The sequence below is a fragment of the Bosea sp. BIWAKO-01 genome, assembly GCF_001748145.1.
Lineage (GTDB): Bacteria > Pseudomonadota > Alphaproteobacteria > Rhizobiales > Beijerinckiaceae > Allobosea.
Window position 1 is genome coordinate 4,337,277 of the sequence record NZ_BCQA01000001.1, and the last position, 26,708, is coordinate 4,363,984.

Sequence of the window (26,708 nt, forward strand, 5' to 3'; positions counted from 1 at the left end):
TTTCGTTTGTACAGGTTGGATGTGCTGGCTATTGCAGGACGATGACATCCACGTTTCTCGTCTTCCTGGGCGCCGGCATCGGCGGCGCGCTGCGACACGGGGTCAACTACACCTCGCTGAAATGGCTGGGGACGGGTTTTCCCTATGGCACAATGGCCATCAATATTCTCGGTTCGGGGATCATGGGGCTGATCATCGGCTGGCTCGCTTTCAAGGCGGGCGAGGGCTGGTCGCAACAGGCGCGCCTCTTCCTGACCACAGGCGTCCTGGGCGGATTCACGACTTTCTCGGCCTTCTCGCTTGAGGCCGTTCTGCTCTGGGAGCGCGGCCAACTGGGCTTCGCCACCATTTATGTTCTGGGCTCCGTCGCGCTGTCTCTGGCAGCGCTGGTTGGTGGGCTCGCACTCGTCCGGGGGCTATCATGAGGCAAGGTGGCAAGGGCTCCGGCAGCAAGGGCTCCGGCGGCAAGGGGCAAACGGGTCGCGGCGGCAGGCCTCCTGCAGCCGGTGCCAGGAAGAAGCGGCCAAGCCATGACGCGGGCCGGCAGGCGCGCGCTTCGGGCCAGGCCAGGCCGGGCGAGGGCGAGGACGTCGCGCGCCGGGAACCGATCGGCAGATCGCCAGCGCAACGGGCGCAGCGCCCAGCCGGACCGACGCGGGCGGAGGTCAAGGCTGTGACCGCCGAGGTGCTTGCCACCGGCGTTCAGCAACTCGTCGTGACGCCAGACGAGAACGAGATGCGGATCGATCGCTTCCTTGAGACACGCTTTCCGCAACTGTCCTTCAGCCACATCCAGCGGATCGTCCGGAAGGGCGAGCTGCGCGTCAATGGCAAGCGCGCCGACAGCAAGGACCGGCTCGAAGCCGGCCAGACTGTGCGCATTCCGCCGCTGAAGCTCGAGCAGCAGGCGGAGCGTCCGCGTTCGGTCAGGGCCGATTCCGACACGGTCGAGTTCCTTCGCTCGATCACCCTCTACGAGGATGACGATGTCATGGTCCTCAACAAGCCTGCCGGCCTGGCGGTGCAAGGCGGCTCCGGCACCACCCGCCATGTCGACGGCATGCTCGATGCACTGACCGGCAAGGACGGCCAGAAGCCGCGCCTTGTGCACCGGCTCGACAAGGATACGTCCGGCTGCCTCGTCATCGCCAAATCGCGCTTTGCGGCGGCGACGCTGGCAAAGACCTTTCGTTCGCGCTCGGCCCGCAAGGTCTACTGGGCGCTGGTTGCCGGCGTCCCGCGCGTCCGGCAGGGCCGGATCTCGACCTATCTCGCCCGCGAGGAAGCCTATGATGGCGATCAGCGGATGGCGGTCGCCAAACATGGCGACGACGGTGCGATGCATGCCGTGACCTATTACGCGGTGGTCGAGACCGCGGCGCAGAAGCTCGGCTGGCTGTCGCTGAAGCCTGTGACCGGCCGCACCCATCAATTGCGCGCGCATGCCGCCCATATCGGCCACCCGATCGTCGGTGATCCCAAATACTTCAACATTCAAAACTGGGAGCTGCCGGGCGGCATCCAGAACAAGCTGCATCTGCTGGCTCGCCGCATCGTGCTGCCGCATCCGCGCGGCAAGGGCACGATCGATGTCAGCGCGCCGCTGCCGCCACATATGCGCCAGTCCTGGAACCTGCTCGGTTTCGAGGACGAGCGCTATGACCCGATCGTGGACGCGCCCGACGAATAGGTCTTGGTATGACCTAGCGTAAGAGAACGCTTGCAGAACAAAAATGGATATGTTCTAATTTTGTTCTCGACACTCTTACGCAGGTGCTCCCATGACGCGTTTCGCCTTCGTTCTTGCCGGCCTGACCCTTTCGCTTGCCACATCTGCCGCTGCGCAGTCACCATCCGCCCCACAAGCTGCTGCCGCTGCGGCGGCAGATGAGCCTGTGCCGCGCGTCGAGCGCGCCAAGGCGCGGCAGGATTGTGTCGCCGAACATATTGCGCTGAGTGGCGACGATTTGCGCCAGGCCATGCGCGATTGCATGCAGGCGAAGTTTCCGGGGGTCCAACTCTATGCCCGCGATGGACTGACCCGCGACGGCAAGCCCACGGCCGTGACGGCACGTGCCTCCTGCAAGACGGAAGCCGATCAGGGAAGCCTGACTGGAGCGGCGCGACGCGAAGCACTGGCCGCCTGTTTCAAGGCGAAGCGGCCAGATCTGGCGGCCCGTGCCGAATGTCGCAAGGAGAGCCGCGCGAAAGGGCTCGATGGCGAAGACCTGCGCAAGGCGGTCGCGGATTGCGCGCGCGAGAGCCGGTCATAACGGAGCCGCGCCGGGCGCAGTGGATCGCAGTCGTGATCCACGATAAAGCGCCAGCATGAACCTCGTCATATTCGATCTCGATGGCACGCTGATCGATTCAGCCGCCATCATCCTCGGCGCCCAGGTCGAGACCTTCAAGCGCTGCGGCCTGGTCTATCCAGGCCGCGAGGCGGGGCTCGGCATCGTCGGGCTGACGCTGGATATTGCGCTGATGCAGCTTGCGGGGCTGGAACGCCCCGACGACCAGCTGACAGAAACCTACAGAGAAGTATTCGGCGCCATGCGGCGGCAGGCCGAGACCGATCCAAGCCTCGCCGAGCCACTCTTCCCGGGCGTTGCCGCTATGCTGGACGCGCTGGTTGCGCGGACCGATACGGTGCTCGGCATCGCGACCGGCAAGTCGCGTCGGGGCGCGGACTACATTGTCGAGCGCTATGGCTGGCGTCAGCATATGGCGACGATCCAGACGGCCGATGATGCACCGTCCAAGCCCCATCCCGGCATGATCCTGCAGGCGATGAGGGAAACCGGCGCGCGGCCGGAACGCACCCTGATGGTCGGCGACAGTTCCTTCGATATCCAGATGGCGGTTGCCGCCGGGGTAACGCCGGTTGCCGTCTCCTGGGGCTTCCAGCCCGTGGCATCCCTGCAGGCGCTCGGCGCGCGCCATGTCCTCACCGATTGTGCGGAGTTGACGGGCATCATTGACGGGCTGGCGGTGGCTGAGCCGACCTGAGGGCGGCGGCGAGGGCGCTGCGACGTTCCGCTCCGATCGGGGGCTGTGGCTCTTCACGCCGACGGATCGGCGCGAGAGCTGATCCACGCCATCGCTTCGCACCCTCGCCCCCGGCCGAAGCGGAAATCGCTGCAAACTGCGCTGCGAAACGCCCTGACCGTAGGAGAGAAGCACGGAGGGCCCGTCATCGCGGCGAGCAGGACGGCGTGCCGTCGAGCGGAAACCGATTCAGTGCCGGATTTCGACCGCTACCCAATGCATGGGCGGCACTTCAGTAACATCCTCGCAACCACGTCCGATCAGGGCCGTTTAACCTGAACAGAAGTTCAGATTTGGCCGTTAACCACCTGCTGGCGGATGCCGCGTCATGGTGTTCCTACAACAGGAACGCACCGGCGCAAAATAAAGCTGGGCAGGAGTCGAACGATGATTGGTCATGAGCTCCGTGAATTCGTCGATCGCGTGATGGAAAAGCGCGCGATCGACGATCAAGACACCAAGATGCTTCAGCGCGAAATCTTGGTCGATAGCGTGATGACGCGCGATGTCATCGATGTTCTGATTGCGCTGGATCGAGCTGTCGTCGCGACCAGCGCTTCCTTCGCGAATTACCTGGTCACGCTGGTCGTCGACTTCGCTGTCTGGGAAAGCCGCCCGACGGGCGTGATCGATCGCGAGAAGGCACATTGGCTGGTGACGACGCTCTCTGCCGGCGAGGGCCCGACCGAGACGGCGCGACGCATTGCCTTCGAGATCGTGCGCGAGGCAGACCGCTGCGACGAGATGCTGATCGCCTTCGCCATGCGCAAGAGCACATTCATGGTGCCGGGCGAGCGCCTCGAACGCGTTCTTCGGACGAACTGATCAGGCGGTCGCGCACAGCCCGCCGCCCATTCCCGAACTTTCGCATCAGTGGACGCGGGCTGCGGCCTCCAATAAACCCCGACTGTCACAGTGTTTTCAGACAGCCGGGAGACGCCACCCATGTTCACGAAGATTCTGATCGCGAACCGTGGCGAGATCGCCTGCCGTGTCATCAAGACCGCGCGACGGATGGGCATCAAGACGGTTGCCGTCTATTCGGATGCCGACCGCGACGCGCTCCATGTCGAGATGGCGGATGAGGCGGTGCATGTCGGCGCTGCGCCCGCGGCCGAATCCTATCTGCTGATCGACAGGATCATCGCCGCCTGCAAGGCGACGGGGGCAGAGGCTGTCCATCCCGGCTATGGTTTCCTGTCCGAGCGCGAGGCCTTCGCCCAGGCGCTCAAGGATGCGGGTATCGTCTTCATCGGCCCCAATCCCGGCGCGATTGCCGCGATGGGTGACAAGATCGAGTCGAAGAAGGCGGCTGCCGCAGCCAAGGTCTCGACCGTCCCCGGCCATCTCGGCGTCATCGAAGACCCCACCGAAGCCGTGAAGATCGCCGACGAGATCGGCTATCCCGTGATGATCAAGGCCTCGGCCGGCGGCGGCGGCAAGGGCATGCGCATTGCCCATTCGGCCGGTGAAGTCGCCGAAGGCTTTGCCCGGGCGAAATCGGAAGCGGCGTCCTCATTTGGCGACGACCGCGTCTTCATCGAGAAGTTCATCGTCGACCCGCGTCATATCGAGATCCAGGTGCTTGGCGACAAGCACGGCAACGTCATCTATCTCGGCGAGCGCGAGTGCTCGATCCAGCGCCGCAACCAGAAGGTTGTCGAGGAGGCGCCATCGCCGCTGCTCGACGAGGCGACCCGGCGCAAGATGGGCGAGCAGGCGGTGGCCCTCGCCAAGGCGGTGAATTATGATTCGGCCGGAACGGTCGAGTTCGTCGCAGGGCAGGACCGCTCCTTCTTCTTCCTCGAGATGAACACCCGGCTCCAGGTCGAGCATCCCGTCACCGAGATGATCACCGGCATCGACCTCGTCGAGGAAATGATCCGTGTCGCCTATGGCGAAAAGCTTCGGCTGACGCAGGCCGATGTCAAACTGAACGGCTGGGCTGTCGAATCCCGCGTCTATGCGGAGGACCCGACCCGTAATTTCCTGCCATCGACGGGCCGGCTGGTGACCTATCGCCCCCCGGCCGAAGGTCCGGATGGCGAGGCGACCGTCCGCAATGACACCGGTGTCTTCGAAGGCGGCGAAATCTCGATCTATTACGACCCGATGATTGCAAAACTCGTGACCCACGCGCCGACGCGCGAGGCGGCGATCAAGGCGCAGGCCCGTGCTCTCGACGGTTTTGCCATCGAGGGCATCCGCCATAACATCCCGTTCGTCTCGGCGCTGATGCAGCATCCGCGCTGGATCGCCGGACACTTGTCGACGGGCTTCATCGCCGAGGAGTTTCCGGAAGGCTTTTCCCTGCCGCAGCCGAAGGGAGAGATCGCGCTTCGCATGGCCGCGATCGCGATCGCCTGCGACCACCGTCTCAACCAGCGCAAGCGACATGTCTCGGCCCAGATGGAGGGTTGGCGGAAGGTTGAGTTCGAACGCACCCGCATCGTGACGCTCGGCGGTGAGCGCTTCGAGGGCATCGTGGCGGAGCAGGGCGAGACGATCCTCGTCAGCTTCGGCGACCGTTCATTGGCGATCGCCTCCGACTGGCGGCCGGGTGAACCGGTCTGGCGCGGCACGCTCGATGGTGTCTCGATTGCGGCGCAGGTGAGGGCGATCCTCAATGGCGTATCGCTTGGCCACGCCGGAGCCTATGCCAGCGCCCATGTCTATACGCCGCGCGAGGCCGAGCTTGCCGCGCTGATGCCGGAGAAGGTTGCGGCCGATACCGGAAAATTCCTGCTCTGTCCGATGCCGGGGCTGGTCAAGGCCGTGTCGGTGAAGGTCGGCCAGGAGGTCAAGGCCGGCGAGGCGCTCTGCATGGTCGAAGCGATGAAGATGGAGAACGTGCTGCGTGCCGAGAAGGACGTCACCATCGCGAAGATCCTCGCCAAGGAGGGCGATTCGCTCGCGGTCGATGCCGTGATCATGGAATTTGCCTGAGCTTGAGGCGGCAGACCGCCGGCAGATAGAACGATTTGCTTTCCGTGGCGTCAGGCAGGAAAGTCTGTCCGGCCAAAGGGTGGCGGGGAGCTCTTCATGCTGACGATCTGGGGACGGATCAGCTCCATCAATGTGCAGAAGGCCGTCTGGGCGGCCGGTGAGGTTGGCCAGAGCTTTGAGCGGATCGATCTTGGCGGCACCTTCGGGGGCAATCGTGAGCCGGCCTATCTCGCCAAGAACCCCAACGGCATGATCCCCGTTCTGGAGGACGGAGAAGTCTGTATCTGGGAGTCCAGCAGCATCGTGCGTTATCTCGCAGCTCGCTACGGGGCGGGCTGGATCTGGGAGGAGGATCCCTCGCGCCGCGCCGATGCCGATCGTTGGATGGACTGGATGATTGCCGAGCTGCAGCCGGCGATGGCTCCGGCCTTCCTCGGTCTGATACGGACGCCGGCAGAGAAGCGTGACATGGCCGTCATCGAGGCCTCCATCGCCAAGACGGAGGCGAAGCTGGACGTCCTCGAGGCGCATCTGGCTTCGCGGGACTACCTTGCCGGCTCGCGCTTCGGCATGGCGGACATCTCCGTCGCGCCGGGCGCGCATCGCTGGCTCAACATGCCGGTGCCGCGTGCGTCCCGGCCGAATGTCCAGCGCTGGTACGAGACAGTGGTTGCCAGGCCTGCTGCGAAGCCGGCGCTGCCCCTGCCGATCACGTGAGCGTGTCGCCGCCTTGCCGTCCCCGCAGAGGTTGACATGATGGTGACCATGACCCGCTTGGGAATTCTTGCATTCGGCTTGCTTGCATTCGGATTGGCGGCAATGACTGCCGGCGGCGCTGGGGCGCAGTCGGCTCGGTCGAGCCCGGAGCTGTCGGCCGATCGCATGCAGATGGTGTCCTGCCTGAGCCAGAGCGGTACTGCCGCCAGTTCCTGTATCGGTTCGGTTGCGGTCACGTGCGTGCGAACGGCGTCAGGCGATCGGCGCGCTGCCGAAGCCGATTGCGCGAGGCGAGAAGAGGCGGTCTGGCGCGAGCGCCTGACTTTTGCCAGCGTGGCGGTGATGCGCAATGCCGACGGCGGCGCGCGCGGCCAGTTCGCCGCGCTTCAGGTTGCCTGGGAAGGCTATGCCGCGCAGAAATGCGCGTTCTACGGGAGCATGCAGCCGTCTGCCCGCGTGGCCGGGATGCAGGCGGGCTGCATGTTGCGCGAGGTGGCCAGCCGTTCGCTCGAGCTCGAGCGAATGGTCGGCCAGCGCAGTCCGGTGCGCCGCCCCTCCAATCCACCCAGCATTATCCGTTGAGCGTTGTTCCGTCGTTAATGCGGCGGCGTCTCTTCATCGGCTAGATCATCGCACCGGATATCGCATCCGGTGCGATGATCTAGCCTTCTGTGTTTGCATCAGCTGTCCCGAAGACCGCAACCCGGTTTTCGAGCCGATGCTTAGACAGCCGGTGCGTTCCGGAGTCCGCCGATGTTTTTCTTCCTGTCAAAGATTATCTGGTTCCTGTTCTCGCCCGTGAATCTGCTGATCCTGCTGGCGGCCTTGGCGGCGCTGCTGGCCTTTACCCGCTTCGCGCGCCCGGCGCGCTGGCTCGGCGGTTTGGCTATGCTCGGCATCCTGGTGCTGTCCTTCAGCCCGCTGCCGCGCATCATCGTGCGGCCGCTGGAAAACCGCTTTCCGCAGCAGGACGCGGTCAGGGGGCCGGTTACCGGCGTCATTGTGCTGGGCGGTGCAATCGGCGTCGCGCGCGGCGACATCGTGCTGAACCACGCGGCGGCCCGCATGACCAAGGCGGTCGAGCTCGCCAGGCTGCATCCGGAGGCGAAGATCGCTTTCACCGGGGGCGGCGCCAATCTGCTCTCGCCCGTGATCAGGACGGAGGCCGATGGCGCCAGGTTGCTGTTCGAGGCGCTGGGCCTGCCGCCCGAGCGGGTGGTGCTCGAGGACAAGTCGCGCAATACCCGCGAGAACGCGATATTCACCCGAGACCTCGTGATGCCGAAACCGGGCGAGCGCTGGCTGCTCCTGACCTCGGCCTGGCACATGCCGCGTGCGATGGGCGTCTTTCGCAAGGCCGGATTCGCGGTCGAGGCATTTCCGGTCGACTATCTCTCGGGCAATGAGCAGGCCGATTTCTTCCGGCCCTACCGCGAGGCGTCGCGCGGCCTCGACATCGCAGAGCTCGCCTTCAAGGAATGGGCTGGTCTCGTTGCCTATTACGCCGCCGGCTATACGGATGCGTTGTTCCCCGCTCCCTGACGTTGCGAGCGCCGAGCCTATTCACTGCTTGGCAATGAGAGGCGGTAGACGCCGCGGAAATCGTCCGGATCCACCGGGCGGCCCTTTCGGGTAATGACCAGGCGGCCTTCCTTCATCATCCGCACGGCGATGCGCCGGATCGGCTGCATCAGCGGACCCCAGCCATCGGGATGGTCGCCGCCGACGCGGCGCGCGGCATCCATCGCGCTGATCGTACGACCCGGTCCTGCTTCAGCGAGCAGGTCGAGTATGGCGGCTTCGAGGGCGTCAACGTGATCGGTCATACCTCCCAGAGAGGCAGGGATGCAGGATTCGTCAAGCAGTGAGGCCAGGGCGGAGGGATCGCCTTGCCTTGCCGCGTGATGCGGTGGCGCTGCGGTCGCCCGTCGCGGCAGGGCGGAGACGAGGGGCTCAGCCCGGTGCGGTCGCCTTCGCTGCTTCGTCGATCAGGGCCGCGACCTCGGCCGGTTTGGAGGCGAGCGAAGCGTGGCTGGCAGCGAGCGTGATGACCTTGCGCGCGTTGAGGCGGGCCGACATGCGCTCCTGGTTCGCAGGCGCGATCATCCGGTCCTCACCAGAGATCTGGTACCAGGATGGCTTCTTCTTCCAGGCCGGAGCGGTGATCGTGTCGCCGAAGGTGCTGGCAAGCGGCGCCTTCTGCGTCACCCCCATCACGAACCCCTCTTCGGGCGTCAGGTCAGGGCAGAAGCTCTCGTGGAATTTGTCGGGCAGGACCCAGAGATAGCCGTCGCTGTCGGGAGAGAGGTTCGCCGCCGCCTCTGGGGGGGGCTCCTGAGTGATTCCGCCGGGGCTCTCACCGGCGTCAGGGGCAAAGGCGGCTATATAGACGAGCCCCACCACATTGGGCAGATCTCCGGCTTCCGTGATCACTGCGCCGCCGTAGGAGTGCCCGACCAGCAGCACCGGGCCCTTCTGCTGCGCCACCATCTTGCGGGTGCGCTCGGCGTCATCGGCCAGCGAGGTCAGCGGCATCTCGACGGCGTGGAGCGATGCGTAGCCCTTGCGGGAGAGTTCGAGGATCACCCTGTTCCAGTGTGAGGCATTGCCCCAGAAACCATGCACCAGGACAATTGCTGTCTGCTTGCTCATGCTGGCCTCCTGATCCGCGGATCGGCTCGCCCCCGGGTCGGACGGTCTCACGGAGATTCAGCCGGTGTCCAGCGCAATCGTGGCGGCCGGCCAGCGCGAATCAGTGACCGGGCCTTGTGAAGATTCGCGCGGATTCCGACGCGAACTGGCGGCGCCACATCACCGTCAGCACGGCGGCTGTTGCGGTGAGGAACAGCCAGGGATCGATGAACCAGCCGAGATAGGCGAGCGCAAAGAAGAAGGCGCGCTGTCCGCGGTTGAAATGCCGCCCGGCGGCGATGTTCATCGCGATGGTCTCGCGGACGGCCTCCTTCGTCTCCTGCTCTTCCAGCCGTTCCCTTGGCGGGATCGCGCCGAGAAGGATCGCGCAGTAGTTGAAGAGCCGGTAGCTCCAGGCGAACTTGAAGAAGGCATGGGCGAAGATCACGGCAAGCCCGATGACCTTGATCTCCCAGGCGGCGCGAGACGTCGGCGCGGTGAAGGGCAGATCGGCGAAGATCGCGACGACGCGGTCGGTGGACTGCAGCAGGGCGAGCGAGCCGCCGATCGCGATCAGCGAGGTCGAGGCGAAGAAGGCCGTGCCGTTCTGCAGCCCGTTCATCACCTGGGTATCGATGATGCGGTTTTCGCGCCGCACCGATTCCTGAATCCAGCGGGCGCGACGGAGATTCATCCGGGAATTCAGGCTTCGCTCCGCATGCGGGCCCTTTTCCACGGCCACGCCATAGCCAAGCCATGAGGCAACGAAGAAGATGAGGGCGATCATATCGATCGTCGTGAAGCCGGCCATGAATCGCCTCCTTTGGGCCAGAGTGCTGTCGGCATGGCCGCGCTGCAAGCTCGCGATTGACGCGATGTGTCCGAGCGGCCACGGTGCCGCCGACGAGATGGAGGCCGGCAATGCCGCAAGTGATCACCAAGGGCTACAAGGCATTGCTGGCGGAAGCCGAGGCCAAGGTCGAGACGCTCTCCGTCGAGCAGGCGAATGCACTGGTCGGCAATGACGACGTCGTCTTCGTCGATCTGCGCGATCCGCGTGAGCTGGAGCGGGAAGGGCGCATGCCCGGTGCCTTCCATTGCCCGCGCGGCATGCTCGAATTCTGGATCGATCCGGAAAGTCCCTATGCCAAGCCGGTGTTTCAGCAGGACAATCGCTTCGTCTTCTTCTGCGCCGGCGGCTGGCGTTCGGCGCTCGCTGCGCAGGCCGCGCAGGAGATGGGGCTGAAGCCGGTGGCGCATATCGCGGGCGGGTTCGGCGCCTGGAAGAAGGCGGGTGCGCCCTTCGATGCGCCGGAGCCGCGAAACGCCAGCGACAAGGGCTAGGCCCGCATCTTGTCCCATATCCTGATCGTTCTGCTCGTCGCCGGTTTCATCTTCCGCAAGCCGCTTGGGCGCCTGCTGGCTCGCCAGTTTCCCGATCGCGCCAAGCGTCAGCAGGTGCTCGGCACGATCATTGTCGCCTTCCTGCTGGTGATCGCCGTCAGGCTGCTTGCCTTATTCTGGTAGTTGAGCCGGATATTTCTTCGACGCGCTGGCGTACGGCGATCGATCACAAGCGCAAGCTTTGCGTCTTCGAACCGGCTCTGACGCCGAATACGTTCTGGGTCGACCTCAAGGCGGTCGATTTTTTGCCGGAACGTGGCAAGGTGATGAAGCTCGGTCTCGGCGAGCACCAGAGCTATACCCTTGCGGGAAGATGCTACGGGCGCCTTCCGCGAGGCTCGGCCGTTCCGCTTTCTCGGGTTGCCCCAGGATTGCCTGTGCCCCTGAGGCCACACATGCCCTGGTTGCAAATGAAGCGGCTTGCGCGTTCGCTGCCGATGCGGCATGTTGTCCGCCTTGGCTTCAACACGCGAAAGGGGAGGGCTGAATGCAATTCATGATCATCGTCGCCACTCCCCCACGAATGTCCCGCCACTAGGTCGGACATTGCCGCGGCCCGCCTGAGGCGGTCCCCAGCCAGGGTTTTTCATCTCTACGTTTCATCCGGAGACGATCGCATTCGCATCGGCTCCACCTGATTTGGAGTCGGCTCCCGCGCGGCGCCGAATGATTTCTATGTCTCTTCAATCGTCAACCGGGCGGCAGGAGCCGTTTCGAGCCGTTCTCGGCTTCACATTCCGGCACTGGGCGCGCCGACCAGGGCCGGTTCTCGGCGTTGCCGGTGCCATGATGGCGGCGACTGCCGCCGACCTGTTCATGCCGCTTTATGCCGGCCGCCTCGTCGATGCGGTGGCGGGCGAGGGTGCCAGCGCACTCGATGCGGCGCTATGGGCGCTGGGCGCGATGCTCGCACTCGGTGCGGTCAGCGTGCTGTTCCGGCATCTCGGCTTCATCGGCATTACCGGCATGACGTTGCGCACCATGAGCGAGACGGCGCAGGAGGCGTTCGCACGTCTGCAACGCTTCTCGACCGATTGGCACGCCAACAATTTCGCCGGTTCGACGGTGCGCAAGATCACCCGCGGAATGTGGGCCCTCGACCTGCTGACCGATACGGTCCTGATCGCGCTGTTGCCGTCGCTCGTCGTGCTGGTGGGCACGACGGCACTTTTGGCATGGCATTGGCCGGCGATGGGCCTCGTCGTCTTCCTCGGCTCGGTGATCTATGTCGGTGTCACGATCGCGCTGTCGCTCAGCTATGTCGCGCCGGCTGCGCGGCTTGCCAATAGCTGGGACACGCGTGTCGGCGGTGCATTGGCTGATGCGATCTCCTGCAACCCGGTGGTCAAGGCCTATGGCGCCGAATTGCGCGAGGATGGTCGCCTGGCCGGCGTCCTGGCGAAATGGGCTCTCAGGACCCGCCGGACTTGGGTGCGCGGCACGACCTCGGGCACGGCCCAGCAGATCGTCCTGCTGGCGCTTCGCGCCGCGGTCATCGGCCTCGTCATCTGGCTTTGGGCCAACGGTCAGGCCACCCCGGGTGACGTCGCCTTCGTGCTGACCTCATACGCGGTCGTTCACGGCTATCTGCGCGATGTCGGCCAGCACGTGCACAATCTCCAGCGTTCGGTGAACGACATGGAGGAACTCGTCGCCATGCACGCCCATCCCTATGGCGTGCCCGATCGCCTGGGTGCCACCGACATGGTGGTGCCGGCGGGCGAGATCGCTTTCGAGCGGGTGACCTTCCATTATGGAGGTCATGTCGAGCCACTCTATCGCGATTTCTCGCTGACGATCCGGGCTGGCGAAAAGGTGGGGCTGGTCGGGCGCTCCGGCTCCGGCAAGACGACCTTCGTCAAACTGGTGCAGCGGCTCTACGACGTCTCGGGCGGGCGCATCGCCATCGACGGACGCGATATCGCGGATGTGACGCAGACCTCCCTGCGGGCGCAGATCGCCATCGTGCAACAGGAGCCGGTGCTGTTCCACCGCTCGCTGGCGGAGAACATCGCCTATGCCAAGCCGGGCGCCTCGATGGCCCGGATTGTCCAGGCGGCGAAGCTCGCCAACGCGCATGACTTCATCATGCGTCTGCCCAAGGGCTACGCGACGCTGGTCGGTGAGCGCGGCGTCAAGCTTTCGGGTGGCGAGCGCCAGCGTGTTGCGCTCGCGCGCGCCTTCCTGGCCGATGCGCCGATCCTGATCCTGGACGAGGCAACCTCGAGCCTCGATTCGGAATCGGAGGCGCTGATCCAGGAGGCGATGGAGCGCCTGATGCAGGGGCGCACCACCATCGTCATTGCGCACCGGCTTTCGACGGTGCGGGCGATGGACCGCATCCTGGTCTTCGATCGCGGCAGGGTCGTCGAAGAAGGCAGCCACGAGGCGCTGCTGACCCGCGAGAACGGCGCCTATCGCGCGCTGTTCGAGAAACAGGTCAGCGAACTGGCAAAAGGTCTGGCGGCATAGGCCGCCAGCCCCCCCGGGGACGTGCTGTTCGTATCATGGTCGGGCCTGTCCCGATCATGACGCGTCCTCACCTGCCTGCGGGGGGCAAATCGAGAAGGTTCCGGGCGACCTATTTCGGAGCCAGGGCTCGCGGCCGGACACCCGCGACGGGACCGGGCGGAAGCTCCGCGCTGACATCTGGATTCAACGACTTCATGTCGAGATTCGGTTTGGTCAGAAATCGATTCAGGCCTGTAACGTAAGCCTCTGGCAACGCCCAGTGTTTGGCGCTGGCGATGACGGTTTCCATATAGCCGGGGCGTGGCTTTCCGAGCGTGCCGCTGCGGCCGACATAGACCAGGGCTCGCTTGGCGCCGCCCTCGACGATGACCGGCTGGCTGATCTTCACATAGAGACCGCTGGCGATGTCCTCGAACTTGTCGAGTGCGCGGATGTCGCCGAGCGAGCAATCCCAGAGCACGCCATGGACGGTCTCGCGCGGGTCGCGAACAGCCGAGGCATAGCCGTCGCTCGTCACGATGAAGCGATGGCGCGGCAGGCGCGCGAGACCAAGCGGCTTCGAACCGGGACAGCGCTTGGCCATCCCGGCGATGTCCATATTCAGACCATAGGCGAAATAGAGGGGCATTGGCCTATTTCGTCTTCTGGAACAGCTCGCGGCCGATCAGCATGCGGCGGATCTCGCTGGTGCCGGCTCCGATCTCATAGAGCTTTGCATCGCGCAGCAGGCGGCCGGTCGGATAATCGTTGATATAGCCGTTGCCGCCCAGAAGCTGGATGGCGTCGAGCGCGATCTGCGTCGCCTTCTCTGCCGCGATCAGGATGGCGCCGGCGGCATCCTCTCGCGTGGTCTCGCCGCGGTCGCAGGCCTTGGCGACGGCATACACATAGGCCTTGCAGGCATTCATCATCACATACATGTCGGCGACCTTGCCCTGGACGAGCTGGAACTCGCCGATCGACTGGCCGAACTGCTTGCGCTCGTGGATATAAGGCATGACCACGTCCATGGCCGCCTGCATGATGCCGAGCGGCCCGGCCGAGAGCACAACGCGCTCATAGTCGAGCCCCGACATCAGCACGTTGACGCCGCGCCCGACTTGGCCGAGCACGTTTTCCTCCGGGACCTCGCACGCCTCGAAGACGAGCTCGCAGGTGTCCGAACCGCGCATGCCGAGCTTGTCGAGCTTCTGGGCGGTCGAGAAGCCCTTCATGCCCTTCTCGATCAGGAAGGCGGTGATGCCCTTCGCGCCGGCGGCGGGGTCGGTCTTGGCGTAGACCACCAGCGTCTCGGCGATCGGGCCGTTGGTGATCCACATCTTGTTGCCGGTGATGACGTAGCGGTCGCCCTTCTTCTCGGCCCGTGTCTTCATCGAGACCACGTCCGAGCCGGCGCCGGGCTCGGACATCGCGAGCGATCCGACATGCTCGCCCGAGATCAGCTTTGGAAGGTACTTCGCCTTCTGCGCGGCATTGCCGTTGCGGGCGATCTGGTTGACGCACAGATTAGAGTGGGCACCGTAGCTCAGGCCGACCGAGGCGGAGGCCCGACTGACCTCCTCGATCGCCACGACATGCTCGAGATAGCCGAGGCCAGCGCCGCCATCCTCTTCCTTCACCGTGATGCCATGCAGGCCGAGCGCGCCCATCTCCGGCCAGAGGTCACGTGGAAACTGGTTCGAGCGGTCGATCTCCTCGGCGCGCGGCGCGATCTTCTCCTGCGCGAAGGCGTGGACCGTGTCGCGGATCGCATCGGCGGTCTCGCCGAGATCGAAATTGAACGGGCGCGGGGCGTTGGCGAGCATGGTGGCCTCCCGGAAGACGCCGCGCATGGGGCACGGCTTTGCAGCGTTATAGCGCGCTTTGCGGCCCTGTCAGGCTGTTCCAGCGCGATCTCCCGGATGGGCGTGGCCACACCGGCGGGTGATCTGCCATGCCGCTCGCTGCCGGCAGCGGAGAGGGGCGGGAGCGTCGACACTCGATTTACATATCCTATCCCCCTGGATAGGATATGAACATGAGCCACGTACATGATCCCGATATCGTCAAACGGCTGCGCCGGGCGCAGGGCCATCTCGACACCGTCGTGAAGATGCTCGGGGGAGGGCGCGAGGTGCCGGAGGTGGTGCAGCAGCTCCAGGCGGTCGAAAAGGCGCTGGAGAAGGTCAAGATGCTGCTGATCTTCGACCATATCGACCATCACCTGTTCGAGACGACAGGCACGCAGACACCCGAGACGCGGCGCTCGATCGAGAGCCTGAAGGCGCTGACCAAGTATCTTTGAACCAACCGGAGTTCCTGCCATGTCCGAACTGGCCAGCCTGACGCTGCGTCACGAGCATGTCTTCCTCGGCTCCGATCATCAGGAGAACGAGCGGCGCACCTGGATCGTCATTGCGCTGACCACGATCATGATGGTCGGCGAGATCGTCGCCGGTACGCTGTTCGGTTCAATGGCGCTCGTCGCCGATGGCTGGCACATGTCGACCCATGCGGCGGCGTTGCTGATCGCGGCTCTCGCCTATCGCTTTGCGCGGCGCCATGCCCGCGACCCACGTTTCAGCTTCGGCACCGGCAAGCTCGGCGATCTCGCGGCTTTCGCAAGCGCGCTCGTCCTGGCGCTGGTCGCTCTCTTCATCGGCTGGGAATCGGTGATGCGGCTCGTCCAGCCGGTGCCGATCGTCTTCGGGCAGGCGATTGCCGTCGCGGTTCTGGGCCTTGCGGTCAATCTCGCCAGTGCCTGGTTGCTGAAGGGCGAGCACGGACATGACCATGGCCCTGCGCATCACCATCACCATCATGCCCATGGTGGCGCGGACCACGATCACCATCATGACCACAACGCCGGGAGTGGGCGGGATCATAATCTGCAGGCGGCCTATCTGCACGTGCTGGCGGATGCTTTCACCTCCGTGCTTGCAATCGTCGCGCTGCTCGGCGGCAGCCTTTATGGCTGGGTCTGGCTCGACCCGGCGATGGGCATCGTCGGTGCGTTGGTGATCGCACATTGGTCGTTCGGATTGCTGCGCGCTTCGGGAGCGGTGCTGCTCGACACTGTGCCCGATAAGGCTCTCGCCGCCGGGATCGAGGCGCGGCTCACCGCCGAAGGCGCGGAGGTCGCAGACCTGCATCTCTGGCAGGTCGGGCCGGGGCATTGCTCGGCGATCGTCTCGGTCGTGGCCACCCATCCGAAGCCGCCCGCAGCGTACAAGGCGCTACTCGCCGGGCTGCCGATGCTGTCCCATGTCACCGTCGAGGTGAACCCGCGGGTCGCCGCGCTGTGAGGCATCAGGAGCCCGCCCCGGGGCTCAGTGGATCATGTCGCGGCGCTTGAGCAGCAGATACACGCTGAGAGCCGCCAGTGCGCACAGGATCACGACATAGACGAAGCCCCATTCGTTCTCGAGGAAGGGCAGGCCTTTGGTGTTGACGCCGAACAGGCCGGTGATCAGCGTTGCCGGCATCAGCGTCGCGGTCAGGATCGAGAGCACATAGAGATGGCTGTTGGTCTGGGCAGTCAGGCGCGAGGCAATCTCGTCCTGCAGCAGGCGGGCGCGTTGCTGCACGATCTGGACGTCGGTCAGCATGGTGTCGACGCGCTGCAGCAGGCGGCTTGCGGCGCTCTTCACGGTCTCTGGCGCAGCCCGCGTCGAGGCATTCTCGGAGAAGCGACGGAAGAGCTGATGCAGGCCGTTGAGCTGGCGGTGCAGCCTCACCGTCCGCCGGCGGATCAACCCTAACCGGCGCGCCTCGTCGCTCACGCGCTCGTCGATGACATGATCCTCGATCGAGTCGGTGTCCTCTGTCAGTTGCATCACCGCTTCGGCCACATCCTCGATGACGAACTCGATGATGCGCTCGAACAGCATCACCGGCGAGCTCGCCCGGTAGCCGCCCTCCAATGCGTCGCGCGTCAGACGCGTCGCCTGCATGGCCTGTCGTCGACCTGTCAGCAGGAACCGGTCGGCGATGATCCAGTGCAGCATGCCCATTTCGTCGGCGGGGCTGTCGACCTCGCGGATCTGGTCGAAGGTAATGCCCCAGGCAAAATCGCGATTGTGATGGAGGCGCTGATGATCGTCCTGGGTCAGGAACAGGGTCTGCGCCTCGGCGGGCAGGGCGGTGCAATCGGCGACCCATTGCTTGGCGCGGCCATGCACGAGATCGAGATGGATCCAGACGAACTCGGCCTCGGGGAGGGCAAGGTCGGGCATCTCGCGGCGAGGAAGGAGATGCGCACGGCCGTCGGAATCAAAATGGTAGACCCAGACGAACCCGGCCCGGGATTGCAGATCATGGAGCATTCCGGCCACGCCCTGGCGGGCGATTTCTCATGAGAGGTTGCGCTGCCCGGGATCAGGGCGCGCGTCTCATGACAGCTTCGTGACAGCGCAATGGGTGCCGCAAAGTCAATCGCGGGCGAGGGAGCCGGTCACTTGTGGATCGCGGTTGGCGGTCGCCTTGCCCGGGACGCGCGCGGGAGGCAGCATCTTGAGCGTCGCGCCGCCGGCAGCCTGAGGAGCCTTGGAGCCGGCCGATGTCGCAGGCGCGCGGTTGCCGGCCACTTTCGGTTCGCCACCCCGCCACTTCCGGGCGCCGATGTCGAAACGGCCCTCGCGCCAGGCCGCGAATTCCCGCTCGGAGCCGAAGAAGGCGTTGCGGTCGACGTCGCCGGTTATGCCGGGCACGCGTCCTGTGGTGGTGAACTGCCAGAATTCCCATTTGCTGCGCTCATAGCGGTGGCGCAGCGGGGCCGCGGTCGAGCGCAGCCAGTAGGGATGATCGTTGAACTCGCCTTCCAGCACATCCTCGTGGAAGGTGATGTCGGTATAGATGATCGGCTTCTTGCCAGTGTGTTCCTGCAGGCCCTTCAGCATCTCGCTGATCTTGGCGAGCGCCTTCTCGCGCGGGATCTTCTTGCCGCAGTTCTCCGACTCGCCGTTCCATTCGACATCGAGCACAGGCGGCAGGGCATCCGGGTCCTTCGGGATATGGCGCTTGAACCAGCGCACCTGGTCCTTGGCCGGGCGGCACCAATACACGAAATGGTAGGCGCCGCGCGCTACGCCGGCCTTCTTCGCCCCCTCCCAGTTCTTGCGGAAGTTAGGGTCGAGGTGGTCGCCACCCTCGGTCGACTTGATGAAGGCAAAGCGGGTGCCGGCATCCTTGACCTTGGCCCAGTCGATCTCGCCCTGCCAGCGCGAGATGTCGATGCCCTGGATAGCCTGGCGGCGTGCATCGCGGACGCCGTGATGGGGCGAGGCGTCGCCCTTCTTGGGATAGAGCGCGAGGGCAGGGCCGGAGCAGCCGAGTGCAAGGCCGAGAACTGCAAGAAAGCACCGCAGTCCCTTGTAATCGGTCTTCATACGCGCCGGCATCCGCCCCTCCTGCATGCAAACAGTGGTGCGGTAGTCGTGGTTAAGGCGCGGTAAGCGTTCGCTCGGATGCGAGCGGATGATTTCAGGGTTGGTTAACCGGCGGGCCTGCTATCCGCCGATCTGCAGCGAGGACGGCACCGGCTGCAACGCGCCGGGGATGACCGGGGTGGGCGGAGCCTGGCTGACCGGAGGCTCGAATTCCGGATCATTGACGATGCTGGGGCTGGGTTGCGCCGGAGAGGCGCGCCGCTTGGTCCACTGCCTCCGGCCGATGTCGAACTCGCCGTTGATCCAGCCGATGAACTGCTCTTCGTCGCCGAAGAATGCGTTGCGGTCGACATCGCCCCTGATGCCGGGCACGCGGCCGGTCGTGGTGAATTGCCAGAAGGCCCAGGGGCGGTTCTCGTAGCGCGTCTCGGGCTTCGCTGCCGTCGAGCGGATCCAGTAGGGATAATCGTTGAACTGCCCTTCCAGCACGTCCTTGTGGAAGGTGATGTCGGTATAGATGATCGGCTTCTTGCCGGTGAGCTGCTCGAGCTCGGTCAGCATCAGCTGGATCTTCTCCAGTGCCAGCGAGCGGTCGATCTTCTGCGGGCAGGTCTTGGAATGGCCGTTCCACTCGACATCGAGCACCGGCGGCAAGGCGCCGGGGTCGTTCGGGATGTGCTGCTTGAACCAGACCGCCTGCTCATGGGCGGGGCGGCACCAGAAGACGAAGTGGTAGGCTCCGCGCGGCACGCCGGCCCGGCGCGCGCCTTCCCAGTTGCGCAGAAAGGAGGGGTCGATGTGGTCGCCGCCCTCTGTCGCCTTCATGTAGACGAAGCGGGTACCGGCTCCCTTGACAGCTGCCCAGTCGATCTCGCCCTGCCAGCGCGAGATATCGATACCCTGGACGGGATAGTTCAGGGCGCTCGCGACGCCGGGATGCGGCCGGGCATCGCCCTTCTGCGGATATCGGCCCTCAAAAGCCACGCAGCCGCCAAGGACCGCGAGCGCGGCAGCGGCGACGGCGAGAAATGGGGCTGAACGGAGGCGAAACATGCGACGGGCGATCATCTCGCGGAGAATTGCGGAGAAAACTTGACGCCCGGTTTACGTTACCGAAGTTTTCGCGTTCGTCACCCCAGGCCGAGCAGAACTGTGGCGATCCCCAGGAAGGCGAAGAAACCGACGACGTCGGTGACCGTGGTGACGAAGGTTCCGGACGCTATCGCCGGATCGATGTCGAGTTTGTCGAGTGCCAGTGGAATGAGGACGCCGGCAATGGCGGCCGAGATCAGGGTGATGACCATCGCGATCGCGATGACGGCGCCGAGGCCCGCGCTCCCGAACCAGGCGGCGGCGATGGCGCCGGTGATCACGGCAAAGCCGAAGCCATTCACGAGGCCGACGACGAGTTCGCGGGTGAAGAAGCGCCGCAGATTCCAGGCGCCAAGCTCCTGCGTGGCGAGCGCGCGGACAGCGACCGTCATGGTCTGAGTGGCGGCGTTGCCGCCCTGGCTCGCCACGATCGGCGCCAGAATCGCCAGCGCCACGACCTTTGCGAGTTGATTCTCAAACAGGCTCATCACCGCGGCGGCGAGAAAGGAGGTCATCAGATTGACGAAGAGCCAGCTGAAGCGGCTCCAGATGATCTTCCGGACCGGGTCCGATAGCTCTTCGTCGGGATTGACGCCGCCGAGCTGTTTCACATCCTCGTCCGCGGCTTCCTCGATGACGTCGACGATATCGTCGATGGTCAGCACGCCGACGAGACGACCGGTCGCATCGATCACCGGTGCGGCAACCAAATTGTAGCGCTGGAACAGGCGCGCCACGTCTTCGAGCTCGTCGGTCGCCTCGACGACCCGTCGGTCTTCCTCCAGCAGCTGCGAAATCACCACGGGGCGCCGATTTCGCAGCAGCCGGTCCAGCCGCACCGTGCCGACGAAATGATGGGCCGGGTCGGCCACGAATATCTCGAAGAATCGGTCGGGCAGGTCCGCGGTGTCACGCAGGAAGTCGATGGTCTGGCCGACGGTCCAGAAGGGGGGCACGGCGATGACCTCGCTCTGCATCCGCCGGCCCGCCGTGTCCTCGGGATAATCCAGGCCCTGCTGCAGGGCGATGCGCTCGGAGGGCGTGAGCTTGTCGAGGACCTCCTGCTTGTCCGCCTCGTTGAGGTCCTCGAGAATGTAGACCGCGTCGTCAGTGTCGAGCTCGCGCACGCCTTCCGCGACGGTCTCGGCCGAGAGCTCTTCGAGAATCTCCTCGCGAACGGTGTCGTCGACTTCGGTCAGCGCCGTGAAGTCGAAATAGGAGCCGAGCAGCGAGATCAGGCGCGGGCGTTCGTCGGCGTCGAGCGCTTCCAGCAATGCGCCGAGATCGGCCTCGTGCATGTCGGCGACGATGCCGCGCAACGTCGTGATGTCCGAGAGCAGGACGGCCTGCGAGACCTGTTCGACCAGCGCGGGATCGATCGCGCCATCCTCGTCACGAATCCTGCGGGTGGCGGATTCGTCGGGAGCGTTTTCAGCTTCGACCATCAGTCCGACTCCACGATTCGAGGAAAAGGCATGGATTCGAGGGAAGGGCTCTTGTGTCAGCCGTGGACTGTGCTGGCAACGCGCCGCGGCGACCTCACATTTGATTGCCGGCGGGGCTGAAAACCAAAACGGCGACCCGCGAGGGTCGCCGTTTCAAGGCATCAGCCTGAATTTGGTGCGGTCAAGAGGACTCGAACCTCCACGGGTCTCCCCGCTACCACCTCAAGGTAGTGCGTCTACCAATTCCGCCATGACCGCAGCGGCTAAGAGAAAACCGCGGTGAGGCGGTGAACTCCGGAGCGGCGCGGGTCTAACAAATCGAATCCGCCGCGACAAGCTCGTTGTGTGGAAAACTTTGAAATCCTTTTCAGGCGGCTTCGGCAATGGTCTGCGCGCTGAAGACCGTGGGGCGTTTCAGGAGCTCGGTGATCTCAACCGAGATGCGTGAACCGCTGACCACGACATTGCCGCGCGCGAAGGGGTGATTGTTGGCGAGAATCTGGACTTCGTCGTTCTCGGTGGCGTTGAGCTCGATGATCGCGCCGCGGCCCATGCGCAGCAATTTGTAGATCGGCATCTGAGTCGAGCCCAGAACCACGGTGAGCTCCACCGAAACGAGATCGAGATCGGCCTTCAAGTCCTGCCTCCGAAACCCTACTTGCGAATTCAACCAACGAAACTTGCCTGCCGGCCGGCTTCAGCGCATGAGCCTGCCGGCGACAGGCGGTAGCCGGTTAGCGATCGTTGAACAAACAGAGTTAATGCACCGTGAAGACACGTGAGACGCTTGCGGTTTCATTCCTGCCGCAGCCGGGCTCCGAGCCCGTCGAATGGGTCCATGCCGGAGCGCTTGTCGGCTATGACGAGGCTGTTGCCGAGATGGACGCGCGCGCGGCGCTGATCGCGGACGGCAAGGCCCGCGAGCGCGTCTGGCTGATCGAGCATCCGCCGCTCTATACCGCCGGCACCTCGGCTCGCGAGGCCGACCTGATCGAGCCCGAGCGCTTTCCGGTGCATCAGAGCGGAAGGGGCGGGCAGTTCACCTATCATGGTCCCGGCCAGCGCGTGGCCTATGTCATGCTCGACCTTAAACGTCGCGATCCCGACCTCCGGCGATTCGTCGCCGCCCTCGAAGCCTGGCTGATCGGCACGCTCGAGCGTTTCAATGTCCGCGGCGAGCGGCGCGAGGACCGTGTCGGTGTCTGGGTGCGCCGACCCGAGAAAGGGGCGGAGAGCGAGGACAAGATTGCCGCCATCGGTATCCGCGTCCGGCGCTGGGTCTCGTTCCATGGCATCTCGCTCAATGTCGAGCCCGAGCTCTCGCATTTCGGGGGAATCGTGCCCTGTGGCGTGAGCGACCAGGGCGTGACCTCGCTGGTCGATCTCGGGCTGCCGGTGACGCTTCCGGAGGTCGATTCGATGCTGCGCGCCGAGTTCGAACGGATCTTCGGAGCAACCGTTCTCGCCTGAGTTTCGACTGAGGTTCTTCATCCTTCGTTCACCATCCGTTGACCAAAGCCGGCCAACCTCCCGCTGTGGGATGAATCGGAAGCGAGGACGAAGATGATCCGGACAGTGATGTTCGCGGCCGCCTGTGCGGTCATTCTGGGTGCCTGCACCACCAACGATAAGATCATTGCCGGCGCGGCTGCAGGGGCCGGCACGGGGGCCCTCATCGGTGGGCCGATTGGAGCTGTTGCGGGTGGCGCTATCGGCGCCGTGGCAGCCCCGGCGGTGGCGCGCTGAGAACGGGCGGATTTGCGCTCGCGCCCCTGGGCATCCGCGCCGGTTGGCGTTTTTCGCGTGGCGCGCCATAACCCGGCGAGGACTTCTTCGCTGAAGGGAGCGTGCCGTGGCGGTCATCGAGAGCAAGGTCGATCTCAACTCGGCCGAGACGCGCGCCAATGCCGAGGCCTGGGACGGCCTCCGTGTCGAGTTGGCCCGGCACCGGGCGACAGCTGCACTCGGTGGCAGTGCCAAGTCGCGTGAGCGCCACACCGCGCGTGGAAAGCTGCTGCCGCGGGAGCGGGTGCTGCGCCTGCTCGATCCCGGCTCGCCCTTCCTCGAGATCGGGGCGCTGGCCGCCTTCGAGATGTATGACAGTGAGATTCACGGCGCAGGCATGATCGCCGGGATCGGCCGCGTTGCCGGGCGCGAGGTGATGGTCGTCTGTAACGACGCCACCATCAAGGGCGGCACCTACTACCCGATGACGGTGAAGAAGCATCTGCGCGCGCAGGAGATTGCGCGGGAGAACCGGCTGCCTTGCGTCTATCTCGTCGATTCCGGCGGCGCAAACCTCCCGCATCAGACCGATGTCTTTCCTGATCGCGAGCATTTCGGCCGGATCTTTTACAATCAGGCGACGCTTTCGGCGGACGGGATACCGCAGATCGCGGTCGTCATGGGCTCCTGCACGGCCGGCGGCGCCTATGTGCCGGCAATGTCGGACGAGACGGTGATCGTGCGCCGGCAGGGCACGATCTTCCTGGGTGGCCCGCCGCTGGTGAAGGCGGCGACCGGCGAGGTCGTCTCGGCCGAGGACCTTGGCGGCGCCGATGTCCATGCCAGGCTGTCGGGCGTCGCCGACCATTATGCCGGCGACGACACCCATGCGCTCGCCATTGCGCGCCGCATCGCGGCCAACCTGAACAGCGTCAAGCGCCCCGATATCGACATCGCCGAGCCGACAGAGCCGCTCTACGACCCCGCCGAGCTCGAGGCGGTGGTGCCGACCGACCTGAAGAAGCAGTATGACATCCGCGAGGTCATCGCCCGGCTCGTCGATGGCTCCGAATTCGACGAGTTCAAGCGGCTCTACGGCACGACGCTGGTCACCGGCTTTGCCCGCATCCACGGCATGCCGGTCGGCATCATCGCCAATAATGGCATCCTGTTTTCGGAGAGCGCGCTGAAGGGCGCGCATTTCATCGAGCTCTGCTGCCAGCGTCGCATCCCGCTGCTCTTCCTGCAGAACATCACCGGCTTCATGGTCGGCCGCGATGTCGAGACGCGCGGTATTGCCAAGGACGGCGCCAAGCTGGTCACCGCGGTCGCCTCGGCCCGCGTGCCGAAAATCACCGTGCTGGTCGGCGGCTCCTTCGGTGCTGGCAATTACGGCATGTGTGGGCGCGCCTATTCACCGCGTTTCCTGTTTACCTGGCCCAATTCCCGTATCTCGGTGATGGGCGGCGAGCAGGCGGCGAGCGTGCTCGCGACTGTCCGGCGCGACAATATCGAGGCCGAGGGCAAGTCCTGGTCGGCCGAGGAGGAGGAGGCTTTCAAGGCCCCGATCCGCGCGAAATACGAGGACGAGGGCTCGCCCTATCACGCGACCGCGCGGCTCTGGGACGACGGCATCATCCTGCCTTCAGAGACGCGCCGCGTGCTCGCGCTGGCCTTCTCCGCTTGCCTCAATGCCGAGGTGCCCGAGACCCGGTTTGGCGTTTTTCGGATGTGAGGCGGGAGCGAGCCGCCAGCGCTCACCCCAGCACAAATGCCTCGTGCACGGCGCTCTGGACGCCGCCGCCCATGATCGGTCCACCGCCGGCGACATGGATGGCGTCTCCGACCAGCGCGGCGCCGAGCCCGTGGCGGGGCGTCAGCATCGGAGCGTATTGCTCCCAGGCATCGGCAGCGGGATCATAGGCTTCCATCTGGCCGAAGACCCGGTTGGTGCCTTCGCCGCCCATGATGAAGACCTTTCCACGGTAGAGCACCGCGCCATGGCCGGAGCGGGCTGTCGGCAGTGGGTTGCGCGGCGTCCATTTGTCGGTCGCCGGGTCATAGGCGTGATGCAGGTTCGAATTGGTGTGAAACGAGTCGACGCGGCCGCCGATGACATGGATCAGGGGGCCGATGGCCAATGTGCCGGTATGGTCACGGGCCGTCGGCAGCGGCGAACGGCTTTCCCAATTGTCGGTCTTCGGGTCGTAGGTCAGATGCCAATCGATCGACTTCTTGGTGTCGGTCGTCTCGCCGATGGCGCCGCCAATGACGTGTAGCCTGCCGCCGAGGCCGACGATCGCCGCCGAGCCGACCGGGCGGGGCAGCGACCGGATCTCTGCCCATTTGTCGCTGGCCGGATCATAGACGAAGCAGCGCGGATGTGGCTTGCGGTTTTGCTCCAGGAAGCCGCCGATCGCGTAGAGCTTTCCGTCCAGGAAGGCGACGCCGACATGGTTGGCGCCCTGCGGTAGCGGGGCGGCATCACTCCAGCGGTCGGAGGTCGCCTCGTAGACATGGTGATAGGGGCGGTCGACGCGCTGCTCGGCATACCCGCCGACGATGTGCATCTTGCCTTCATGCGCCGTCGCCCAGGCCATCTCGGAGCGCGGCATTGGCAACGGCGCCTTCGCCTGCCAGCGGCCGGGGTTGGCGGCCTTCGGGGCAGGGGAGTCGAAGACATTCTGCGTCTTGGCGAGTTCGGGTCTGTCGATGCGGCCGGGCTGGTTCAGCCGCTCATATGCGCCGCCATGCTGCTCGTGTCCGGGCTGCTGGGCCAGCACGGGCATAGCTGAGAGCGATGCCGCCCCGGTGGCGATGAAACGGCGACGGCTCAGGCTGGTCATGATGCATCCTCCCTCGCTACAAGACTATGTCAGCCGAGTGCCTTGGCAAGCGAAAGGGCGGGGACGGGCTTGCGCCAGACCCTGTTCCGCATACTGCATACGCTGCTATGGTCCGGCCCGCTGAAACGGTTGAAATCACGGGAAGCGCGAGGATACGCATGTCTGGGCACAACAAGGTCGCCATCATCACGGGTGCGGGTTCGGGCGTCGGCCGCGCCGTCGCGATCGCCTTCCTCAAGGACGGGTATCGCACGGTCCTGGCCGGGCGCCGGGCGGACGCGCTGGAGGAGACGATCAAGCTCTCGGGCGCCCCGGCCGCGCAGGCGCTCGCCGTCTCGACCGACGTGACCGACCAGGCCTCTGTGAAGAATCTCTTTGCCAGGACGAAGGAGGCTTTTGGCCGTCTCGACGTGCTGTTCAACAATGCCGGCGTCAATGCGCCGGGCGGCATCCTGCTCGAGGATCTTTCGCGGGAGCAGTGGCAGGCGGTGGTCGACACCAACCTGACCGGGCCGTTCCTGTGCACGCAGGAGGCCTTCAAGCTGATGAAGGACCAGAGCCCGCGCGGCGGCCGCATCATCAACAACGGCTCGATCTCGGCGCAGGTGCCGCGCCCGAATTCGGCCGCCTATACCGCGACCAAGCACGCGATCAGCGGCCTGACCAAGACAGCCTCGCTCGATGGGCGCAAATACGACATTGCCGTCGGCCAGGTCGATATCGGCAATGCGCTGACCGAGATGGCGCAGAAGATGACGACAGGCGTGCCGCAGGCCGACGGCTCGATCAAGGTCGAGGCGGTGATGGATGTGGCGCATGTCGCCTCCACGGTGCTGCACATGGCGAGCCTGCCGATCGAGGCCAATGTGCTGTTCGTCACCGTGATGGCGACCAAGGCGCCGCTGGTCGGGCGCGGCTGATCTTTCGGCGTTGCGGCCGGGACAGGCCCGGCCATAGCGCCTTGCGTCGCCAGCTCCTTGCGGGACAGTGGGATGCCGGCCCTGAGGAGCGCCTTC

29 protein-coding genes and 1 tRNA gene are annotated in these 26,708 nt (G+C 65.0%); 18 read left to right on the forward strand and 12 right to left on the reverse strand.

Translation table 11 applies throughout. The features are described 5' to 3' along the window. Window positions 1-41 precede the first annotated feature (41 nt). The 9 genes from crcB to BIWAKO_RS20350 all read left to right on the forward strand — a co-directional run bounded on the left by crcB (window position 42) and on the right by BIWAKO_RS20350 (window position 8,253). Window positions 42-425 (forward strand): fluoride efflux transporter CrcB, encoded by a 384-nt coding sequence (crcB, locus tag BIWAKO_RS20310; protein ID WP_069880180.1) that lies wholly within the window; start codon window positions 42-44, stop codon window positions 423-425. Then, a complete protein-coding gene (locus BIWAKO_RS20315) occupies window positions 422-1,690 on the forward strand; it encodes an RluA family pseudouridine synthase (protein ID WP_069880181.1) in 1,269 nt (422 codons plus the stop codon). Before crcB ends, BIWAKO_RS20315 begins: the two co-directional genes overlap by 4 nt. A 91-nt stretch (window positions 1,691-1,781) precedes the next feature. Further along, window positions 1,782-2,273: a hypothetical protein gene (locus BIWAKO_RS20320; RefSeq protein WP_069880182.1), complete on the forward strand. Its 492-nt coding sequence runs from the start codon at window positions 1,782-1,784 to the stop codon at window positions 2,271-2,273. 55 nt (window positions 2,274-2,328) lie between these two features. Then, a complete protein-coding gene (locus tag BIWAKO_RS20325) occupies window positions 2,329-3,009 on the forward strand; it encodes an HAD-IA family hydrolase (protein WP_069880183.1) in 681 nt (226 codons plus the stop codon). Window positions 3,010-3,435: 426 nt separating this feature from the next. Further along, window positions 3,436-3,873, forward strand: coding sequence for a hypothetical protein (locus BIWAKO_RS20330; RefSeq protein ID WP_069880184.1), 438 nt, complete (start codon window positions 3,436-3,438; stop codon window positions 3,871-3,873). A gap of 120 nt (window positions 3,874-3,993) precedes the next feature. Continuing rightward, entirely contained in the window at window positions 3,994-5,994 is a 2,001-nt protein-coding gene (locus BIWAKO_RS20335; protein ID WP_069880185.1) for an acetyl-CoA carboxylase biotin carboxylase subunit, read from the forward strand. A 96-nt stretch (window positions 5,995-6,090) separates the two neighbouring features. After that, window positions 6,091-6,711 carry a glutathione S-transferase family protein gene (locus BIWAKO_RS20340; RefSeq protein ID WP_069880186.1) on the forward strand — a complete coding sequence of 207 codons (621 nt, stop codon included), beginning with the start codon at window positions 6,091-6,093 and terminating at the stop codon, window positions 6,709-6,711. Between the two features lie 36 nt (window positions 6,712-6,747). After that, a complete protein-coding gene (locus BIWAKO_RS20345) occupies window positions 6,748-7,293 on the forward strand; it encodes a lysozyme inhibitor LprI family protein (RefSeq protein ID WP_069880187.1) in 546 nt (181 codons plus the stop codon). Between the two features lie 171 nt (window positions 7,294-7,464). Continuing rightward, on the forward strand, window positions 7,465-8,253 hold the full coding sequence (locus BIWAKO_RS20350) for a YdcF family protein (protein ID WP_069880188.1): 789 nt from the start codon (window positions 7,465-7,467) through the stop codon (window positions 8,251-8,253). A gap of 17 nt (window positions 8,254-8,270) precedes the next feature. Here the strand turns inward: BIWAKO_RS20350 and BIWAKO_RS20355 are convergent, their stop codons facing one another. The 3 genes from BIWAKO_RS20355 to BIWAKO_RS20365 form a co-directional block, all read right to left on the reverse strand. Beyond that, on the reverse strand, window positions 8,271-8,537 hold the full coding sequence (locus BIWAKO_RS20355; RefSeq protein ID WP_069880189.1) for a DUF3253 domain-containing protein: 267 nt from the start codon (window positions 8,535-8,537) through the stop codon (window positions 8,271-8,273). Window positions 8,538-8,664: 127 nt separating this feature from the next. Next, complete coding sequence (locus BIWAKO_RS20360; protein WP_069880190.1) at window positions 8,665-9,363, reverse strand: alpha/beta hydrolase; 699 nt, start codon at window positions 9,361-9,363, stop codon at window positions 8,665-8,667. 100 nt (window positions 9,364-9,463) lie between these two features. Beyond that, window positions 9,464-10,153: a DUF599 domain-containing protein gene (locus BIWAKO_RS20365; RefSeq protein ID WP_069880191.1), complete on the reverse strand. Its 690-nt coding sequence runs from the start codon at window positions 10,151-10,153 to the stop codon at window positions 9,464-9,466. Between the two features lie 110 nt (window positions 10,154-10,263). Between BIWAKO_RS20365 and BIWAKO_RS20370 the strand changes: the two genes are divergently transcribed. The 3 genes from BIWAKO_RS20370 to BIWAKO_RS20375 all read left to right on the forward strand — a co-directional run bounded on the left by BIWAKO_RS20370 (window position 10,264) and on the right by BIWAKO_RS20375 (window position 13,218). Beyond that, window positions 10,264-10,686: a rhodanese-like domain-containing protein gene (locus BIWAKO_RS20370; RefSeq protein ID WP_069880192.1), complete on the forward strand. Its 423-nt coding sequence runs from the start codon at window positions 10,264-10,266 to the stop codon at window positions 10,684-10,686. A gap of 9 nt (window positions 10,687-10,695) precedes the next feature. Beyond that, window positions 10,696-10,869 carry a hypothetical protein gene (locus tag BIWAKO_RS36040; protein WP_176733365.1) on the forward strand — a complete coding sequence of 58 codons (174 nt, stop codon included), beginning with the start codon at window positions 10,696-10,698 and terminating at the stop codon, window positions 10,867-10,869. A 552-nt stretch (window positions 10,870-11,421) separates the two neighbouring features. Next, window positions 11,422-13,218, forward strand: coding sequence for an ABC transporter ATP-binding protein (locus BIWAKO_RS20375; RefSeq protein ID WP_069880193.1), 1,797 nt, complete (start codon window positions 11,422-11,424; stop codon window positions 13,216-13,218). Window positions 13,219-13,327: 109 nt separating this feature from the next. Here BIWAKO_RS20375 and BIWAKO_RS20380 read toward each other — a convergent pair whose 3' ends face one another. Then, window positions 13,328-13,846 carry a gamma-glutamylcyclotransferase family protein gene (locus BIWAKO_RS20380; RefSeq protein ID WP_069880194.1) on the reverse strand — a complete coding sequence of 173 codons (519 nt, stop codon included), beginning with the start codon at window positions 13,844-13,846 and terminating at the stop codon, window positions 13,328-13,330. A gap of 4 nt (window positions 13,847-13,850) precedes the next feature. Beyond that, complete coding sequence (locus BIWAKO_RS20385) at window positions 13,851-15,023, reverse strand: isovaleryl-CoA dehydrogenase (RefSeq protein WP_069882652.1); 1,173 nt, start codon at window positions 15,021-15,023, stop codon at window positions 13,851-13,853. A 212-nt stretch (window positions 15,024-15,235) separates the two neighbouring features. Between BIWAKO_RS20385 and BIWAKO_RS20390 the strand changes: the two genes are divergently transcribed. Together BIWAKO_RS20390 and dmeF are read left to right on the forward strand one after the other, a co-directional pair. After that, window positions 15,236-15,502, forward strand: a complete 267-nt coding sequence (locus BIWAKO_RS20390; protein ID WP_069882653.1) for a metal-sensing transcriptional repressor — start codon at window positions 15,236-15,238, stop codon at window positions 15,500-15,502. A 19-nt stretch (window positions 15,503-15,521) separates the two neighbouring features. Next, window positions 15,522-16,502, forward strand: coding sequence for a CDF family Co(II)/Ni(II) efflux transporter DmeF (dmeF, locus tag BIWAKO_RS20395; RefSeq protein ID WP_069880195.1), 981 nt, complete (start codon window positions 15,522-15,524; stop codon window positions 16,500-16,502). A gap of 24 nt (window positions 16,503-16,526) precedes the next feature. Here the strand turns inward: dmeF and BIWAKO_RS20400 are convergent, their stop codons facing one another. The 6 genes from BIWAKO_RS20400 to BIWAKO_RS20425 form a co-directional block, all read right to left on the reverse strand. After that, window positions 16,527-17,522: a CorA family divalent cation transporter gene (locus BIWAKO_RS20400; protein WP_069880196.1), complete on the reverse strand. Its 996-nt coding sequence runs from the start codon at window positions 17,520-17,522 to the stop codon at window positions 16,527-16,529. 105 nt (window positions 17,523-17,627) lie between these two features. Beyond that, on the reverse strand, window positions 17,628-18,596 hold the full coding sequence (locus BIWAKO_RS20405; RefSeq protein ID WP_244523496.1) for a glycoside hydrolase family 25 protein: 969 nt from the start codon (window positions 18,594-18,596) through the stop codon (window positions 17,628-17,630). A gap of 108 nt (window positions 18,597-18,704) precedes the next feature. After that, window positions 18,705-19,637, reverse strand: a complete 933-nt coding sequence (locus BIWAKO_RS20410) for a glycoside hydrolase family 25 protein (protein ID WP_244523497.1) — start codon at window positions 19,635-19,637, stop codon at window positions 18,705-18,707. 77 nt (window positions 19,638-19,714) lie between these two features. Then, a complete protein-coding gene (gene mgtE / locus BIWAKO_RS20415; protein WP_069880199.1) occupies window positions 19,715-21,121 on the reverse strand; it encodes a magnesium transporter in 1,407 nt (468 codons plus the stop codon). A 173-nt stretch (window positions 21,122-21,294) separates the two neighbouring features. Beyond that, window positions 21,295-21,379 (reverse strand) — tRNA-Leu (locus BIWAKO_RS20420). A 109-nt stretch (window positions 21,380-21,488) separates the two neighbouring features. Beyond that, entirely contained in the window at window positions 21,489-21,758 is a 270-nt protein-coding gene (locus tag BIWAKO_RS20425; protein ID WP_074471588.1) for a FliM/FliN family flagellar motor switch protein, read from the reverse strand. A gap of 131 nt (window positions 21,759-21,889) precedes the next feature. On the opposite strand from BIWAKO_RS20425, the gene lipB reads away from it, so the two are divergent. The 3 genes from lipB to BIWAKO_RS20435 all read left to right on the forward strand — a co-directional run bounded on the left by lipB (window position 21,890) and on the right by BIWAKO_RS20435 (window position 24,581). Then, complete coding sequence (lipB, locus tag BIWAKO_RS20430; protein WP_069880200.1) at window positions 21,890-22,591, forward strand: lipoyl(octanoyl) transferase LipB; 702 nt, start codon at window positions 21,890-21,892, stop codon at window positions 22,589-22,591. 93 nt (window positions 22,592-22,684) lie between these two features. Next, on the forward strand, window positions 22,685-22,867 hold the full coding sequence (locus BIWAKO_RS35475) for a hypothetical protein (protein ID WP_141740168.1): 183 nt from the start codon (window positions 22,685-22,687) through the stop codon (window positions 22,865-22,867). Between the two features lie 106 nt (window positions 22,868-22,973). Beyond that, window positions 22,974-24,581, forward strand: a complete 1,608-nt coding sequence (locus tag BIWAKO_RS20435; protein ID WP_069880201.1) for a carboxyl transferase domain-containing protein — start codon at window positions 22,974-22,976, stop codon at window positions 24,579-24,581. A gap of 22 nt (window positions 24,582-24,603) precedes the next feature. On the opposite strand, the gene BIWAKO_RS20440 is transcribed toward BIWAKO_RS20435, so the two are convergent. Continuing rightward, window positions 24,604-25,692, reverse strand: coding sequence for a Kelch repeat-containing protein (locus BIWAKO_RS20440; protein WP_069880202.1), 1,089 nt, complete (start codon window positions 25,690-25,692; stop codon window positions 24,604-24,606). Between the two features lie 158 nt (window positions 25,693-25,850). On the opposite strand from BIWAKO_RS20440, the gene BIWAKO_RS20445 reads away from it, so the two are divergent. After that, on the forward strand, window positions 25,851-26,612 hold the full coding sequence (locus BIWAKO_RS20445; RefSeq protein WP_069880203.1) for an SDR family oxidoreductase: 762 nt from the start codon (window positions 25,851-25,853) through the stop codon (window positions 26,610-26,612). The last annotated feature ends 96 nt before the right edge of the window (window positions 26,613-26,708 follow it).